General features: G+C 72.5%; 13 protein-coding genes. 3 read left to right on the top strand and 10 right to left on the bottom strand.

Annotation, left to right across the window (positions count from 1 at the left end):
* Positions 1-181: 181 nt before the first annotated feature.
* Genes BIV23_RS35390 through BIV23_RS35435 form a run of 10 tightly spaced genes read right to left on the bottom strand, consistent with a single transcriptional unit; the run spans position 182 to position 10,433 of the window.
* Positions 182-1,699: an NADH-quinone oxidoreductase subunit N gene (locus BIV23_RS35390; RefSeq protein WP_071385057.1), complete on the bottom strand. Its 1,518-nt coding sequence runs from the start codon at positions 1,697-1,699 to the stop codon at positions 182-184.
* Positions 1,696-3,270: an NADH-quinone oxidoreductase subunit M gene (locus tag BIV23_RS35395; RefSeq protein WP_071385058.1), complete on the bottom strand. Its 1,575-nt coding sequence runs from the start codon at positions 3,268-3,270 to the stop codon at positions 1,696-1,698. Before BIV23_RS35395 ends, BIV23_RS35390 begins: the two co-directional genes overlap by 4 nt.
* 6 nt (positions 3,271-3,276) lie before the next feature.
* Positions 3,277-5,298 carry an NADH-quinone oxidoreductase subunit 5 family protein gene (locus BIV23_RS35400; protein ID WP_071385059.1) on the bottom strand — a complete coding sequence of 674 codons (2,022 nt, stop codon included), beginning with the start codon at positions 5,296-5,298 and terminating at the stop codon, positions 3,277-3,279.
* Positions 5,295-5,684, bottom strand: coding sequence for an NADH-quinone oxidoreductase subunit NuoK (gene nuoK / locus BIV23_RS35405; protein ID WP_071385060.1), 390 nt, complete (start codon positions 5,682-5,684; stop codon positions 5,295-5,297). The genes BIV23_RS35400 and nuoK overlap by 4 nt, the downstream gene beginning before the upstream one ends.
* Positions 5,684-6,352 carry an NADH-quinone oxidoreductase subunit J family protein gene (locus tag BIV23_RS35410; protein WP_079173614.1) on the bottom strand — a complete coding sequence of 223 codons (669 nt, stop codon included), beginning with the start codon at positions 6,350-6,352 and terminating at the stop codon, positions 5,684-5,686. The genes nuoK and BIV23_RS35410 overlap by 1 nt, the downstream gene beginning before the upstream one ends.
* Entirely contained in the window at positions 6,349-6,900 is a 552-nt protein-coding gene (locus BIV23_RS35415; protein ID WP_071385061.1) for a NuoI/complex I 23 kDa subunit family protein, read from the bottom strand. Before BIV23_RS35415 ends, BIV23_RS35410 begins: the two co-directional genes overlap by 4 nt.
* On the bottom strand, positions 6,900-7,868 hold the full coding sequence (locus BIV23_RS35420; protein ID WP_071385062.1) for a complex I subunit 1/NuoH family protein: 969 nt from the start codon (positions 7,866-7,868) through the stop codon (positions 6,900-6,902). The genes BIV23_RS35415 and BIV23_RS35420 overlap by 1 nt, the downstream gene beginning before the upstream one ends.
* Positions 7,865-9,361, bottom strand: coding sequence for an NADH-quinone oxidoreductase subunit C (locus tag BIV23_RS35425; RefSeq protein ID WP_071385063.1), 1,497 nt, complete (start codon positions 9,359-9,361; stop codon positions 7,865-7,867). Before BIV23_RS35425 ends, BIV23_RS35420 begins: the two co-directional genes overlap by 4 nt.
* Entirely contained in the window at positions 9,358-10,023 is a 666-nt protein-coding gene (locus tag BIV23_RS35430) for an NADH-quinone oxidoreductase subunit B (RefSeq protein ID WP_245790805.1), read from the bottom strand. Before BIV23_RS35430 ends, BIV23_RS35425 begins: the two co-directional genes overlap by 4 nt.
* Positions 10,014-10,433, bottom strand: coding sequence for an NADH-quinone oxidoreductase subunit A (locus BIV23_RS35435; protein ID WP_071385064.1), 420 nt, complete (start codon positions 10,431-10,433; stop codon positions 10,014-10,016). The genes BIV23_RS35430 and BIV23_RS35435 overlap by 10 nt, the downstream gene beginning before the upstream one ends.
* Positions 10,434-10,676: 243 nt before the next feature.
* On the opposite strand from BIV23_RS35435, the gene BIV23_RS35440 reads away from it, so the two are divergent.
* The 3 genes from BIV23_RS35440 to BIV23_RS35450 all read left to right on the top strand — a co-directional run bounded on the left by BIV23_RS35440 (position 10,677) and on the right by BIV23_RS35450 (position 14,198).
* Entirely contained in the window at positions 10,677-11,858 is a 1,182-nt protein-coding gene (locus BIV23_RS35440; RefSeq protein WP_071385065.1) for a sensor histidine kinase, read from the top strand.
* A 159-nt stretch (positions 11,859-12,017) separates the two neighbouring features.
* Positions 12,018-13,355 (top strand): sensor histidine kinase, encoded by a 1,338-nt coding sequence (locus BIV23_RS35445; protein ID WP_071385066.1) that lies wholly within the window; start codon positions 12,018-12,020, stop codon positions 13,353-13,355.
* A gap of 153 nt (positions 13,356-13,508) precedes the next feature.
* A complete protein-coding gene (locus tag BIV23_RS35450; protein ID WP_281250188.1) occupies positions 13,509-14,198 on the top strand; it encodes a LuxR C-terminal-related transcriptional regulator in 690 nt (229 codons plus the stop codon).
* The last annotated feature ends 49 nt before the right edge of the window (positions 14,199-14,247 follow it).

Here is a 14,247-nt window from a genome sequence, read left to right on the forward strand (position 1 = left end):
TCCAAATCCGTGCAGCTGGGGAACACTTTGGTCCAGTGGACCCTCCCGCTTGTAACAACGCCAGGCGGCGGCCACGAGTTCCCTGTGTCCGTGCGGGCGTCGCTCGGCTGTACGGGTGACGTGCTGTTTCTCTCCCCCGCGCGCGTGGGGTACGGATGCCGCACGCGCGCGGGGCGGTGTGTCAGAACAGTCCGGTGGCGGCGAAGCGGAGGACCAGCTGGGGTGCTCCGGACAGGGCGACGCCGAGGACCCCGGTGAGGGCGATGGCGGCTGTGAGAGGCGCCGGAACGTGGTGCCGCGCGGGCTCGCCCTCGGGGGCGCGGAACAGCAGGGCCGTCCACTGGAGGTAGTAGAAGAGGGCGATCACCACGTTGACGGCCATGACGACGGCGAGCCAGCCGAGGCCCGCGTCGACGGCCGCCGAGAACACGGTGACCTTGGCGAACAGGCCGATGACGCCCGGCGGGAGCCCGGCCAGGCACAGCAGGAAGAAGGCCAGGAGGAGCGCGGTGAGCGGGTTGGTGGCGTACAGGCCGCGGTAGTCGCTGATCCGGTTCAGTGCCCGGCTGCGGCCCACCAGGGCGGCCACCGCGAACGCGCCGAGGTTCACGGCGGCGTACATCAGCGCGTAGGCGACCGTGGAGCCGATCGCCTTCTGCGGGTCCTCGGCGTACCCGGCGGCGGCGATCGGCACCAGCAGGTAGCCGGCCTGGCCGACGGAGGACCAGGCGAGCAGCCGTACGGCGCTGTACGCGCGCGTGGCCTGCTGGCGCAGGGCGCCGACGTTGCCGACGGTCATGGTGAGGGCGGCCAGGACGGCGAGCGCGGGTCCCCAGACGTCGGCGTACGACGGGAACGCGACGACGGTGACGAGGATGAGGCCGGAGAAGCCGACCGCCTTGCCGACCACCGAAAGGTAGGCGGCGACGGGCAGCGGCGCACCCACGTACGTGTCGGGCACCCAGAAATGGAACGGGACGGCGGCTGTCTTGAAGGCGAAGCCGACGAGAGTGAGGACGACCCCGGTCTGGGCGAGGGTGTGCAACTGTCCGTCGATGTGGGTCAGCCGCTGCGCGACCTGGGTGAGGTACAGGGTGCCGGTGGAGGCGTAGACGAAGCTGACGCCCATCAGGCTGACCGCGGTGGCCGTGACCGAGGACAGGAAGAACTTCAGCGCGGCCTCGGAGGAGCGCTTGTCGCCGTGCCGGATGCCGACGAGGGCGAAGGCGGGCAGGGAGGCGACCTCCAGGGCGACGATCAGGGTGGCCAGGTCGCGGGAGGCGGGCAGCAGGGCGGCGCCGGCCGCGGAGGACAGCAGCAGGAACCAGAACTCCCCTGCGGGGACCCGCTGCTCGTCGTCCTTGAGGTTTGTGACCGACAGCAGTGCCGCCAGCAGCGCGCCGCCGAGGACCAGGAACTGGATGACGAGCGTGAAGTGGTCGGCGGTGTAGCTGCACGCGCGCGTGGCGCGGTCCACGCAGAAGGTGCTGCGGTGCCCGTCCAGGAGGGGCAGCAGCATCAGCGCGGCCAGGGCCAGGCCGGCGACCGAGACCCAGCCCAGAACGGCCTTGCGGGCCTCGGGCAGGAACAGGTCGGCGACCAGCACCGCGAGCGCGACCACGGCGGCGATGAGCGGCGGGGCGACGGCGAGCCAGTCGACGGACTGGACCAGCGACTCGGCGAGGGGCTGGGAGCTCATCGGGTGCCTCCTGCGAGGAGCTGGTGCACGGCCGGGTCGGTCAGGCCGAGCAGGGCCCTGGGCCACAGCCCGGCGCCGACGGTGAGGGCGACGAGCGGGGTCCAGGCGGCGAACTCGTAGCCGTGGACGTCGGCGAGCTCCGGGACTTCCTGGTCCGCGCCGCCCATGCAGACGCGGCGGACCACGATCAGCATGTAGGCGGCGGTCAGCAGCGTGCCGAACGCACCGATCGCCATGAAGGTGAGGAACGCGGGCCGGCTGAGGCCGGCGGCGGGCTCGAACGCGCCGAACAGGGCCAGCATCTCGCCCCAGAACCCGGCGAGCCCGGGCAGCCCGAGCGAGGCGACGGCGGCGAACGCGAGCAGTCCGCCCAGGCGCGGTGCCTTGCCGTACAGCGCGGCGCCGGTCTCCTCGGCGAGGGCGTCGAGGTCGGTCGTGCCCGTACGGTCCTTCAGGCCGCCGACCAGGAAGAACAGCAGGCCCGTGATGAGGCCGTGGGCGATGTTGGCGAACAGGGCGCCGTTCACGCCGGTCGGGGTCATGGTGGCGATGCCCAGCAGGACGAAGCCCATGTGGCCGACGGAGGAGTAGGCGATCAGCCGCTTGAGGTCGCCCTTAGCGCCCCGCTTGGCCAGGGCCAGGCAGGCCAGCGATCCGTAGATGATCCCGACGACGGCGAACGCGGCGAGGTACGGCGCGAAGGTGTGGAAGCCGTGCGGCGCGATCGGCAGCAGGATCCGGACGAACCCGTACGTACCCATCTTCAGCAGGACACCGGCCAGCAGGACAGAGCCGACGGTCGGGGCAGCGGTGTGGGCTTCGGGCAGCCAGCTGTGCAGCGGCCACATCGGGGCCTTGACCGCGAGTCCGATCCCGATCGCCAGAACGGCGATGACCTGCACAGATGCAGTGAGAGGCCGGCCGTTGTCAGTGGCGAGTGCCACCATGTCGAACGTGCCCGCCTTGATTCCGATCAGGAGCAGGCCGAGCAGCATGACGACGGAGCCGAGCAGCGTGAACAGGATGAACTTCCACGCGGCCCGGGTCCGCCCCTCGCCGCCCCAGCGGACGATGAGGAAGTACATCGGGATGAGCACCGTCTCGAACGCGAGGAAGAACAGCAGCAGGTCGAGGACGGCGAACGTGGCGAGGGTGCCGGACTCGAGCAGGAGCAGCAGCGCGACGAACGCCTTGGGGGAGCCGCCCGCCGGCGGCTTGAAGTAGGAGTACAGCGCGCAGAGGAAGGTCAGCAGCGCGGTCAGGACCAGAAGGGGGAGCGAGATGCCGTCGATGCCGAGGTGGATCCGCACGTCGAGCGCGGGGATCCAGCTGATGTCGGTCGTGGCCTGCATCTTCGACGGGTGGTCGCTGTCGAAGCCGAGCGCGAGGACGATCGCGGCGATGAGGATCGCGCCGGTCACGGTGACACCGTGGCGCAGCACGGCCTGCCCGGGCGACTTCCCCTTCAGCCCGGGCGGGGCGGGCAGGAGGGCGGCGACGGCACCGAGGAGCGGGCCGACGACGACGAACGCCAGAAGGAACTGCATCACGGACTCGTTGATATCGATCACGCCTGCTCACGCTCCGGTGGCGACGAGGACGACGGCGACCGCCAGGACGACGGTGCCGGCGAGCAGCGCGCTCACATAGGTCTGCACATTGCCGGTCTGCGCCCGCCGCACGGCGGCCCCGAGCACGCGGGGCAGGGCGGCCGCGCCGCGTACGTAGGTGTCGACGACCTCGCGGTCGAGGAATCGCACGAGGCTCGCACCGGCCTGGACGGGGCGGACGAACAGCGCCGCGTATACGGCGTCCAGGTGGAAGCCGGTGGCCGCGTGCCGGTACAGCGGGCCGAGCAGCAGCCGCGCGGGGTCGGGCGCGTGGGCGAGGTCGCGGTCGGCCGGGCCCCGGTCGGCGAGGGCGTGGGCCTCGACGAGGCTCGCGTCTCCCTCCGGATGCGCGGCGGCCTCCCCCTGGAGGTGTTCCCACGCGAAGGAGGGCGCGGGCCCCGCCGGGGTACGGGCGGCGATCGCACTGGTGCGCTGCCAGGCGCCGTAGGTGAGCAGTCCGCCGACCAGCGCGAGGCCGGTGCCGAGGATGGAGGTGAGCAGCGTCGGGGTCAGGTCACGGCCGTCGAACCAGCCGGGCAGCGCGCGGTAGGCGAGCCCGCCGAAAGCCAGGGAGGGCACGGCCAGGACCCACAGCACCGCGTTCATCGTCAGCGGCTGGCGGCCGTGATCGGGTGCCTCGGTGCCCCGGCCGCGGAAGGCCAGCAGCCACAGGCGGGTCGCGTAGGCGGCGGTGAGCAGGGCCGTGAGCAGACCGGCGACGAGGACGATCCAGCCCGCCGCTCCGGGAGCGTGGTCGGTGTTCCCCGTGGCCACGTGCTCGGCGGCGCCGAGGACGGATTCCTTGGAGAAGAAGCCGCTGAACGGCGGGATCGCGGCGAGCGCCAGCAGCGCCACGGTCATCGTCCAGTAGGCGTCCGGGACGCGCTCGCGCAGGCCGTGCATGCGGGACATGGCCGCCAGCGAGTTGGTGCCGGCGGCGTGGATGATCACGCCGGCCGCGAGGAACAGCAGCGCCTTGAAGGCGCCGTGGGACAGGAGGTGGAAGACGGCGGCACCGCGGTCGCCGACGGCGAGGGCACCGGTCATGTAGCCGAGCTGGCCGATCGTCGAGTAGGCGAGGACGCGCTTGATGTCGTCCTGGGCGAGCGCGGCGAGCGCCGAGCCGGCCATGGTGACGGCGGCCATGACGGCGAGGACGACCATCGCGGCCCGGGAGGCCTCGAACACCGGAAGGAGACGGGCGATGAAGTAGACGCCGGCGGCGACCATCGTCGCCGCGTGGATCAGCGCCGAGACCGGCGTGGGACCCGCCATCGCGTCCGGGAGCCAGGTGTGCAGCGGGAACTGCGCCGACTTGCCGGCCACTCCCGCGAGGAGCAGCAGGGCGGTCACGGTCGGGTGGTCGAGACCGCCGCTCGTCATGGCGCCGAGGATCCGGGTGATGCGGAACGATCCGGCGTCGGCGCCGAGGGCGAACAGGCCGATGAGGAACGGGACGTCGCCGAGCTTGGTGACCAGGAAGGCCTTCAGGGAGGCGGCGCGGGCCTCGGGGGTCTCCCAGTAGTGGCCGACCAGGAAGTAGGAGCAGATGCCCATGACTTCCCAGCCGACCAGCAGCACGATCAGGTCGCCGGAGTAGACGACCAGGAGCATCGCGGAGGTGAACAGGGAGACGAGAGCGGCGTACGACGGGTAGCGCGGGTCGTCGCGCAGATAGCCGGTCGAGTAGATCTGCACGCAGGACGCGACGAACGCGACCAGGATCGCGACGAGCGCGGCGAAGCCGTCGATGTGCAGGGCCAGCTCGACCGGGACCGAGCCGGTGGGTGTCAGCTCCGTGTGGGCGTCGACGGCCCGGCCGCCGCCCTGGTCGGCGGCGACCAGCGCGGCGAGGCCGAGCGAGACCAGCGGCGGCAGCACGGCGAGCGGGCGGACGAACCCGGGCGCGGTGCGGCCGAGCAGCAGGCCGGCCACGGCGCCCAGCAACGGCATGAGGGGGACGAGAACGGCGAGGTGGATCGTGGTCACGCGGTGGCCTCAGCCTTCTCGGCCGCGGAGGTGCCGGGGCCCTCGGCGCCGGGACCGCCGGCCTCGGGGCCCTCGGCGGTGTCGCGGAGCTTGTCGATGTCGGAGGTGCCGCGGTTGCGGTAGACGGCGAGCACGATCGCCAGGCCGATGCCGATCTCGGCGGCGGCGATGGCGATGGTGAACAGGGTCAGCGCCTGGCCGGAGTGCAGGGTGTCCCTGGCGGCCCGGCTCAGCCAGACGTCGAAGGCGACCAGGTTGAGGTTGACGGCGTTGAGCATCAGCTCGACCGACATGAGGACCAGGATCGCGTTGCGGCGCGCGAGGACGCCGTACAGCCCGGTGCAGAACAGCAGGGCGGAGAGAACGGCGGGATAGGCGAGGTGCATCAGCGGACACCTTCCTTCTCGCCCGGGTGAATTCCGGAATCGCTACCGGAATCCGTGACGGAAGGGGAACTCTCGGTGACCGCCCGGGAGTTCACAGGGGGAGGGCCCGACTCCGCCTTCGCCTTGCGGGACAGGACGATCGCGCCGACCAGGGCCGCGAGGAGCAGGACGGACAGGGCCTCGAAGGGCAGCACCCAGTGCCGGAACAGGCTCTCACCGGTGACGCGGGTGGTGCCGGCGGCGGGGCCGGTCAGGTCGATCCACGTGGTGCGGAAGGCGTCGACCACCACCCAGACCAGCGCTACAGCGGCGGCGGCCGCGACGGCGAGGGCGACCCAGCGGTTGCCCGAGTCGGCGTCCGGGGACCGGCCGATCGGCGCCTTGGTGAGCATCAGACCGAACAGAAGGAGGACGACGACGGAACCGACGTAGATGAGGACCTGCACCCAGGCGATGAACTCGGCGGTGAGCAGGAGGTACTCGACGGCGAGGCCGCCGAGCGCGACCACCAGCCACAGGGCGGCGTGCACCAGCTGACGGGTGGTGACCGTGATCAGGGCCGCGCCGAAGGTGGCGAGGCCGACGAGCAGGAAGGCGATCTCGACACCGGTCGGGGACAGAAACCCGTGCGGGGCTGCCGCCAGGCTCACGGCTGCGGCGGGGCTCACGACTGCTCCTCCCCCGGTTCGGCCTGCGCGGCCGCCAGCTTCTCGGCGGTCTTGCGGGCGGCCACGATCTCCTTCGGCTCCTCGGCGGCGGGGTCGAGGGCGGGCGGGGCCGGGACGGTCCACATCCACTCGCGGAGCTTGTCGCGCTCGTGGGTGAGGTCGTGGATGTCGGTCTCGGCGTACTCGAACTCCGGGGACCAGAACAGCGCGTCGAAAGGACAGACCTCGATGCAGATACCGCAGTACATGCACAGGGAGAAGTCGATCGCGAACCGGTCGAGGACGTTGCGGCTGCGCTCGCGGCCGCCGGGGGCGGCGGGCGGGACGGTCTCCTTGTGGGAGTCGATGTAGATGCACCAGTCCGGGCACTCGCGGGCGCAGAGCATGCAGACCGTGCAGTTCTCCTCGAACAGGCCGATCACGCCACGGGTGCGCGGAGGCAGTTCGGGCTGGGCGTCCGGGTACTGCTCGGTGACGGACTTCCGCGTCATCGTGCGGAGGGTGACGGCCAAGCCTTTGGCGAGGCCGCTGCCAGGAATGGGGGCCATTAGCTGATCACCACCTTGACGATGCCGGTGAGGGCGATCTGGGCGAGGGAGAGGGGGACGAGGAGGGTCCAGGAGAGCTTCTGGAGCTGGTCCTCGCGCAGGCGGGGATAGGTGACGCGGAGCCAGATGACGACGAAGGCGAGGATCGCGGTCTTCAGCAGGGTCCACAGCCAGCCCAGGCCGGCGGCGCCCCAGGGGCCGTGCCAGCCACCCAGGAAGAGGACGGTGGTCAGGCCGCACAGGACGACGATGCCGGCGTACTCGGCGAGGAGGAACAGTGCGAAACGCAGACCGGTGTACTCGGTGTACGCGCCGAAGATGATCTCCGAGTCGGCGACGGGCATGTCGAACGGCGGACGTTGCAGCTCGGCGAGGCCGGCCACGAAGAAGACGAGCGCGCCGACGATCTGCCAGGGCACCCACCACCAGTGGAACGCGTGCAGGATGCCGGGCAGGGAGACCGTGCCCGCGGCCATCGCGACCGAGGCGGCGGCCAGCAGCATCGGCAGCTCGTAGGCGAGGAGTTGGGCGGCCGTGCGCAGGCCGCCGAGGAGGGAGAACTTGTTCGCGCTGGCCCAGCCGGCCATCAGCGAGCCGAGCACGCCGACGCCCATCACCGCGAGCACGAAGAAGACGCCCGCGTCGACGACCTGGCCGACCGCGCCCTCGCTCGGGCCGATCGGGATGGCGAGCAGCACGAGGAGGTACGGCAGCAGGGCGACGGCGGGGGCGAGCTGGAAGACGCGGCGGTCGGCGCCGGCCGGGACCACGTCCTCCTTCTGTGCGAACTTCACGCCGTCCGCGACGAGTTGAGCCCAGCCGTGAAAGCCGCCCGCGTACATCGGGCCGAGGCGGCCCTGCATGTGGGCCATCACCTTGTGCTCGGTCTGGCCGACGATCAGCGGGAAGGTGAGGAAGACGACGAACACGACCAGGAGTCGCAGGGCGACGTCCAGCGTGCCGTTCACTGCGGGCCTCCTGTGGGGTCATCGCCGGGGGTGCGGTCGGGGGTGCTGGGGGTTTCGGGGCGCTCGGGGGGTTCAGCGGTTGCGGAGCCGGCCGGCCGTTCGGCTTGCCCGCGCTCCGGCTCGCTCTCGGGTTCGCGTTCCGGCTCGCTGTCCGGCTCGCTGTCGGGCACGCGTTCCGGCTCGGGCCGGGGCGTCGGCTCGGGTGCCGCCCCGGGCTCCACCGTCGGCTTCTGCTCGGTCGTCGGCGTCTGCTCGGCGGTCGGAGTCTGTGCGGCGGTCGGAGTCTGTGCGGCCGTCGGCTTCTGTTCCGGTTCGTCGAAGGCCGGGCGGGCGTGGTGCCAGGGGGCGTCCGAACTGTGCGGGGCCGTGCTGCGCCGGGCCGGGCGGGATGCGCCCTCCGGTTCCGCCGGTGCCTGCTCGTGGCCCGGAGCCCGGCCTTGCTCCCGCGCCTGGTCCGGCGCCGGTGCCTCGGCCCGCTGGGAGGCGGAGCCCTGGGAAGCGGTGCGCGAGCGGCGTGGGCGGGTGGTCGGTGCCGGAGCAGCCGTCGGCGCCGCCGAGGCAGCCTCGGTGGCCCCGGCCTCCGGTACCGGCCGGCTCGTCCCGCCCGCGCTCTCGGCCTCGCCCTCGGCCGGGGCCGACGTCTGGCTCGCCGAGCCCTGGCTCGCGCTCCGCATCCGGCGCGGCCGGGCACCGGCACCACTACCGGCGCCGGCAGCCGGAGCTCCCTCCGCGGTTTCCGCGGCCCTGGCGGTGGCCGCGACCTCCGCCGAAGCGTCGGGCGCCTGGCTCGCGGAGCCCTGGGCGGCTGTGCGGGTGCGCCGTACCGGGCGGTCCCCGGCGGCGGGCGCGCCCGCGCGGGCCGGGCGGTCGCCCGCCGTGCGTCCTGCCGCCGCGCCGCGCGCCGGGCGGGCCGGGGCCGGGGGGAGCTGGCCCTTCAGCGGGCCCCACTCGTTGGGATCGGGGACGCCCGGGGGCAGCATCTGGCGGCGCTTGGGCCCACCGTGTTCGGCTTCCCCGGGCTCCTTCGCGCCGGGCCAGGCCTTGGCCACGCGGGCGGCGAGGACGAAGTCCTTGCGCAGGGGGTGGCCCTCGAAGGTCTCGGGGAGGAGGAGGTGGTCGAGCCCCGGATGGCCCGTGAAGCGGACGCCGAACATCTCGTGGGTCTCGCGCTCGTGCCAGGCGGCGCCCGCGTAGACGCCGACGGCGGAGGGCAGCGTCGGCGCCTCGTGCGGGACGGTCGTACGCACGAGGAGGCGGCGGACCGGGCCGAGGGCGACGACGTGGGCCGAGACGCGGAAGCCCGCGCCCGGTTCGTCGACGGCGCTCAGCCAGTCGAAGTAGGTGCAGCCCAGGGTCGTACGGGCCGTTTCCAGGGCGGTGAGCCAGGCGGACGGCGGTACGTCCACGGTCAGGACGTCGTACGACTCCTCGGCCGTGGCGTCCGTACCGAAGAGGTCCTCGACCGGGGCGGGCAGCCAGCCGACCGTGCTCATCGGGCGTCCCCCTCGGCAGCCGGTGCCGGCGGCTTCACCAGGTCGCTGGTCAGGGCGGCCACCGACGGCCGGGCGGCCCCGGTGCCGTAGCGCTCCTCCAGCGACTCGCGGGCGATCTTCTCCTGGAGCTTGAGGATGCCCTGGAGCAGCGCCTCGGGGCGCGGCGGGCAGCCGGGGACGTAGACGTCCACGGGGATGATCTGGTCGACGCCCTTGGTGACGGAGTACGAGTCCCAGTAGGGGCCGCCGCAGTTGGAGCAGGCGCCGAAGGAGATGACGTACTTCGGCTCGGGCATCTGCTCGTACAGGCGCTTGACGGCCGGGGCCATCTTGTCCGTTACCGTGCCCGACACCACCATCAGGTCGGCCTGGCGGGGGCCCGGCGCGAAGGGGATGACGCCGAGGCGGATGAAGTCGTGCCGGGCCATCGACGCGGCGATGAACTCGATCGCGCAGCAGGCGAGGCCGAAGTTGAAGACCCAGAGCGAGTAGCGGCGGCCCCAGTTCAGGATCACCTTCATCGGCTCGGGAGCCAGCCGGGCCAGTGCGCCCAGTCGCTTCGGCTCCGGCAGCAGCACGGGCTCGGAGACGGCCCCGGGGACAGGCCCGGAGACGGACTCGGTCGCCGACGGGTTCCCGTCCACCGAGTGGTTCACGTCCATGTCAGGACGCCCTTCTTGTATGCGTACAGCAGGCCCACGGCGAGGAAGCCCAGGAAGACGAACATCTCCACGAGGGTCGTCGCGCCGTAGCCGGGGGCGGCGAAGACCGTCGCCCAGGGAAACAGGAAGATCGAGTCGACCGCGAAGATCACGTACAGGAAGGCGTAGACGTAGTAGCGGACCTGGGTGTGGGCCCAGCCCTCGCCGACGGGGTCGACGCCGCACTCGTAGGTCAGGAGCTTCTCGGGGGTGGGGACCACCGGGCGCAGCAGGCGGCCCGCGCCGAAGGCGACGGCGACGAACAGCACGCCGACGAGCGCGAGCAGGCCCACCACCGAGTAGGACCGGAAGTAGCCGGCCGCGATGACGTTCGCCGTGGCGACCCCACCGTCCCCCAACGTCTCCCGCACCGTCCGTCCCTCATTCCCTGACGTCGTGGCCTGCATGACCCGAGTGAATTCGGTGATCCCGTGTGATTCGAGGATCTGTACGCACGGGAGTCTAGGCCCTGATAAAGAGACGGTAAGCAGCCCGCCGTCGGGTGAGACGGATGGCGGCGGGCCGGGGTTCGGCGGGGGTGGGGTTTTCCCCCGCGAGCGGAGGGCGGCGTACCGCATGGCGCGGTGGGCGACGCGCACGGCAGGCTGGCTGCTATGACCGCTCCCAGCTCAGCCGTCGACCGGGCCGACGGCACCGACCGCCTGCCGCCGCCGCGGCCGGCCTACGACGCGCACACCTGGAAGGAGATCGCGCATCTCCTGCTGAACCTGCCGGTGGCGGTGTTCTCCTTCGTGTACGCGCTCACCGCGCTGTCCGTCGGCGGTTCCCTGTCGGTCACGGTGACCGGCCTGCCACTGCTGGCGCTGAGCCTGCTGGGTTCCCGGCAGCTGGGGAAGCTGGAGCGGGCCCGCGCCCGCCGCCTGCTCGGGGTGCGGGTGGAGGAGCCGACCCCGCTGCCGCTCGCCAAGGGCGGGAGCCTGACGCAGCGGCTGTGGATGGCGCTGAAGGACCCGGTGGGCTGGCGGACGATGCTGTACGACCTGATCCGGCTGCCCTGGGGCGTCCTCACCTTCTGCACCACGCTGACCTCGTTGATCGCGCTGTGGCCGGTGCTGCCGTATCTGGCCCGGGGCCTCGCGAACGTGGACCGGGCGCTGGTGCGCGGGCTGCTGTCGCCCTCGGACGAGCTGGAGCGCCGTATCGCCGAGCTGGAGTCGGACCGGGGGATCGTGGTCGACACGGCCGCCGCCGACCTGCGCCGCATCGAGCGCGACCTGCACGACGGGGCGCAGGCCCGGCTGGTGAACCTGGCCATGGGGCTCGGCCTGGCCAAGGAGAAGCTGCTGGAGGACCCCGACTCGGCGGCGGCGATGGTGGAGGAGGCGCACGGCGAGGTGAAGCTGGCCCTTCAGGAGCTGCGCGACCTCGCCCGGGGCATCCACCCGGCCGTCCTGACCGACCGCGGCCTGGACGCGGCCCTGTCCTCGGTGGCCACGCGCTGCACGGTGCCGGTGAAGGTCACCGTGGACCTGGCCACCCGCCCGGCGCCCGCCATCGAGGGCATCGCCTACTTCACGGTTTCCGAACTGCTCCAGAACGTCAGCAAGCACAGCCGCGCCCGGGGCGCCTCCGTCGACGTCTGGCGCGCCGAGGAGCGGCTGCTGATCCAGGTCCGTGACGACGGCCGGGGCGGCGCCCGGCTGGACGGCGGCACCGGGATGCGGGGGCTCGCCGAGCGGCTGGGCGCGGTGGACGGCCTGTTCGTCCTCGACTCCCCGGCCGGCGGTCCGACGGTGGTCACGGCGGAACTGCCCTGGCGGGACCGGACCGAGTAACCACGCCTGCGGCCGTCCCCGCCTCCCCCGGTGCCGGGGTGGGGAAAACCCCCGGGTGGAGACGCCGACGGACTCCATGGCCCGCGGAACCGCGACGCACGACCGTAGAAGCACGGCCGCGGAGGCACGGCCGACACAACCAGAACGGAACGGGATTCGATGGCCATGGAGTACGGACACGGGTATGAGCGGGGGCAGGGGCGGCCCGCCGGAACCGGCCACCGGCTGCCCGCCGGACTGCGGGCGCCGTTCGAGGCGCGCAGCTGGCGTGAGTTCGGGTACGTCCTGCTGAGCCTGCCGATCTCGATCGTGCTGTTCACCTGGACGGTGACGATGGTGTCGCTCGGGGCGGGCCTGCTCGTCACCTTCCTCGGGGTCCCGGTGCTCGCGGCGGCGCTCGCCGGCTGCCGGGGCTTCGGCGCGCTGGAACGGGTGCGGGCGCGCACGCTGCTCGGGCTGGAGGTGGCCGCGCCGGAGCCGCTGCGGGTGCGCAAGCCGGGCGCGCTGGCCTGGATGGGGGCGGTCCTCAAGAGCGGCACCTCCTGGCGGAGCACGCTGTACGCGCTGGTGCAGTTCCCCTGGGCGGTGTTCTCGTTCGTGGTGGCGGTGACCCTGTGGCCCCTGGGCTGGTCGCTGCTGACCTACCCGCTGTGGTTCTGGGTCTTCCCGGCCTACGTCGGCCAGGGCGGTCTTCAGCTGTACGGCGACGAGCACCACAGCGTGTACCTGGACAACCCGTTCGAGATCACCGTGACCGCGCTGGTCGGACTGCTGGTCACGCTGTCCACGCCGTGGATCGTCCGGGCCCTGACGACCGTCGACGGGCTGCTGGTGCGCGGGCTGCTGGGGCCGTCGCCGCTGTCGGCGCGCGTGGTGGAGCTGGAGTCGGACCGGGGCGTCGTGGTCGACACGGCCGCCGCAGACCTGCGCCGCATCGAGCGCGACCTGCACGACGGGGCGCAGGCCCGGCTGGTGAACCTGGCGATGGACCTGGGGCTGGCGAAGGAGAAGCTCCAGGAGGACCCCAGGGCGGCGGCGCAGATGGTGGAGGAGGCGCACGGCGAGGTGAAGACCGCGCTCCAGGAGCTGCGCGACCTCGCCCGCGGCATCCACCCCGCCGTCCTGACCGACCGCGGCCTGGACGCGGCCCTTTCGTCGGTCGCCTCCCGCTGCACGGTGCCGGTGCGGGTCGAGGTCGACCTGCCGGGCCGGCCGGCGGCCGCGATCGAGGGCATCGCCTACTTCACGGTCTCCGAACTGCTCCAGAACATCAGCAAGCACAGCCGGGCCCGGTCCGCGTCGGTGGACGTGTGGCACGCGGAGGACCGGCTGATGCTCCAGGTGATCGACGACGGGGTGGGCGGCGCGGACGTCTCGGGCGGCTCGGGTCTGGCCGGCCTCGCCGGACGCCTGGGCGCGGTGGACGGCGTCCTCGTGGTGGACTCCCCCGCGGGCGGCCCCACCCGGGTCATCGCGGAACTGCCCTGGCGAGCCTGAGCCACACCACTCCCCCCTGCCCCGGCCCCCGCACCTGCCTGGAACCCCCTTGTCCGAGCGTGGAGTTCCCAGGTGGGGCGGCGGGCCGGGGCGATTGCTGGAATGCTTGACCTCCGTACGGACCGTAGGGACGAACACCGTCGGAGAACGGGCATGGGGGGCCGGGAGATCGTGGAGAACAGGGTGCGGGTGGTCATCGCCGAGGACTCGGTGCTGCTCAGAGAGGGCCTGACCCGGTTGCTGACCGACCGTGGGCACGATGTCGTGGCAGGTGTCGGGGACGCGGAGGCGCTGGTGAAGACCGTCGCCGACCTCGACGGGCAGGGCGCGCCGCCCGACGTGGTGGTGGCGGACGTACGGATGCCGCCGACGCACACCGACGAGGGCGTGCGCGCGGCCGTGCGGCTGCGCAAGGCGTATCCGCGGCTCGGGGTGCTGGTGCTGTCGCAGTACGTGGAGGAGCGCTACGCCACCGAGCTGCTGGCCGGTTCCAGCCGGGGCGTGGGCTATCTCCTCAAGGACCGGGTCGCCGAGGTGCGCGAGTTCGTGGACGCGGTGGTGCGGGTCGCCGAGGGCGGTACGGCGCTGGACCCGGAGGTGGTCGCGCAGTTGCTCGGCCGCAGCCGCAAGCAGGACGTGCTGGCGGGGCTGACCCCGCGCGAGCGCGAGGTGCTCGGGCTGATGGCCGAGGGCCGTACGAACTCGGCGATCGCCCGGCAGCTGGTGGTCAGCGACGGCGCCGTGGAGAAGCACGTCAGCAACATCTTTCTGAAGCTCGGCCTGGCGCCGAGCGACGGCGACCACCGACGGGTGCTGGCCGTTCTGACGTATCTGAACTCCTGACGGCCACCTCCACCGTGCCCACCCCGACCACCACCGTGTACGGACCGCC

Origin of the sequence: Streptomyces monashensis (genome assembly GCF_001866665.1) — a bacterium.
Lineage (GTDB): Bacteria > Actinomycetota > Actinomycetes > Streptomycetales > Streptomycetaceae > Streptomyces > Streptomyces monashensis.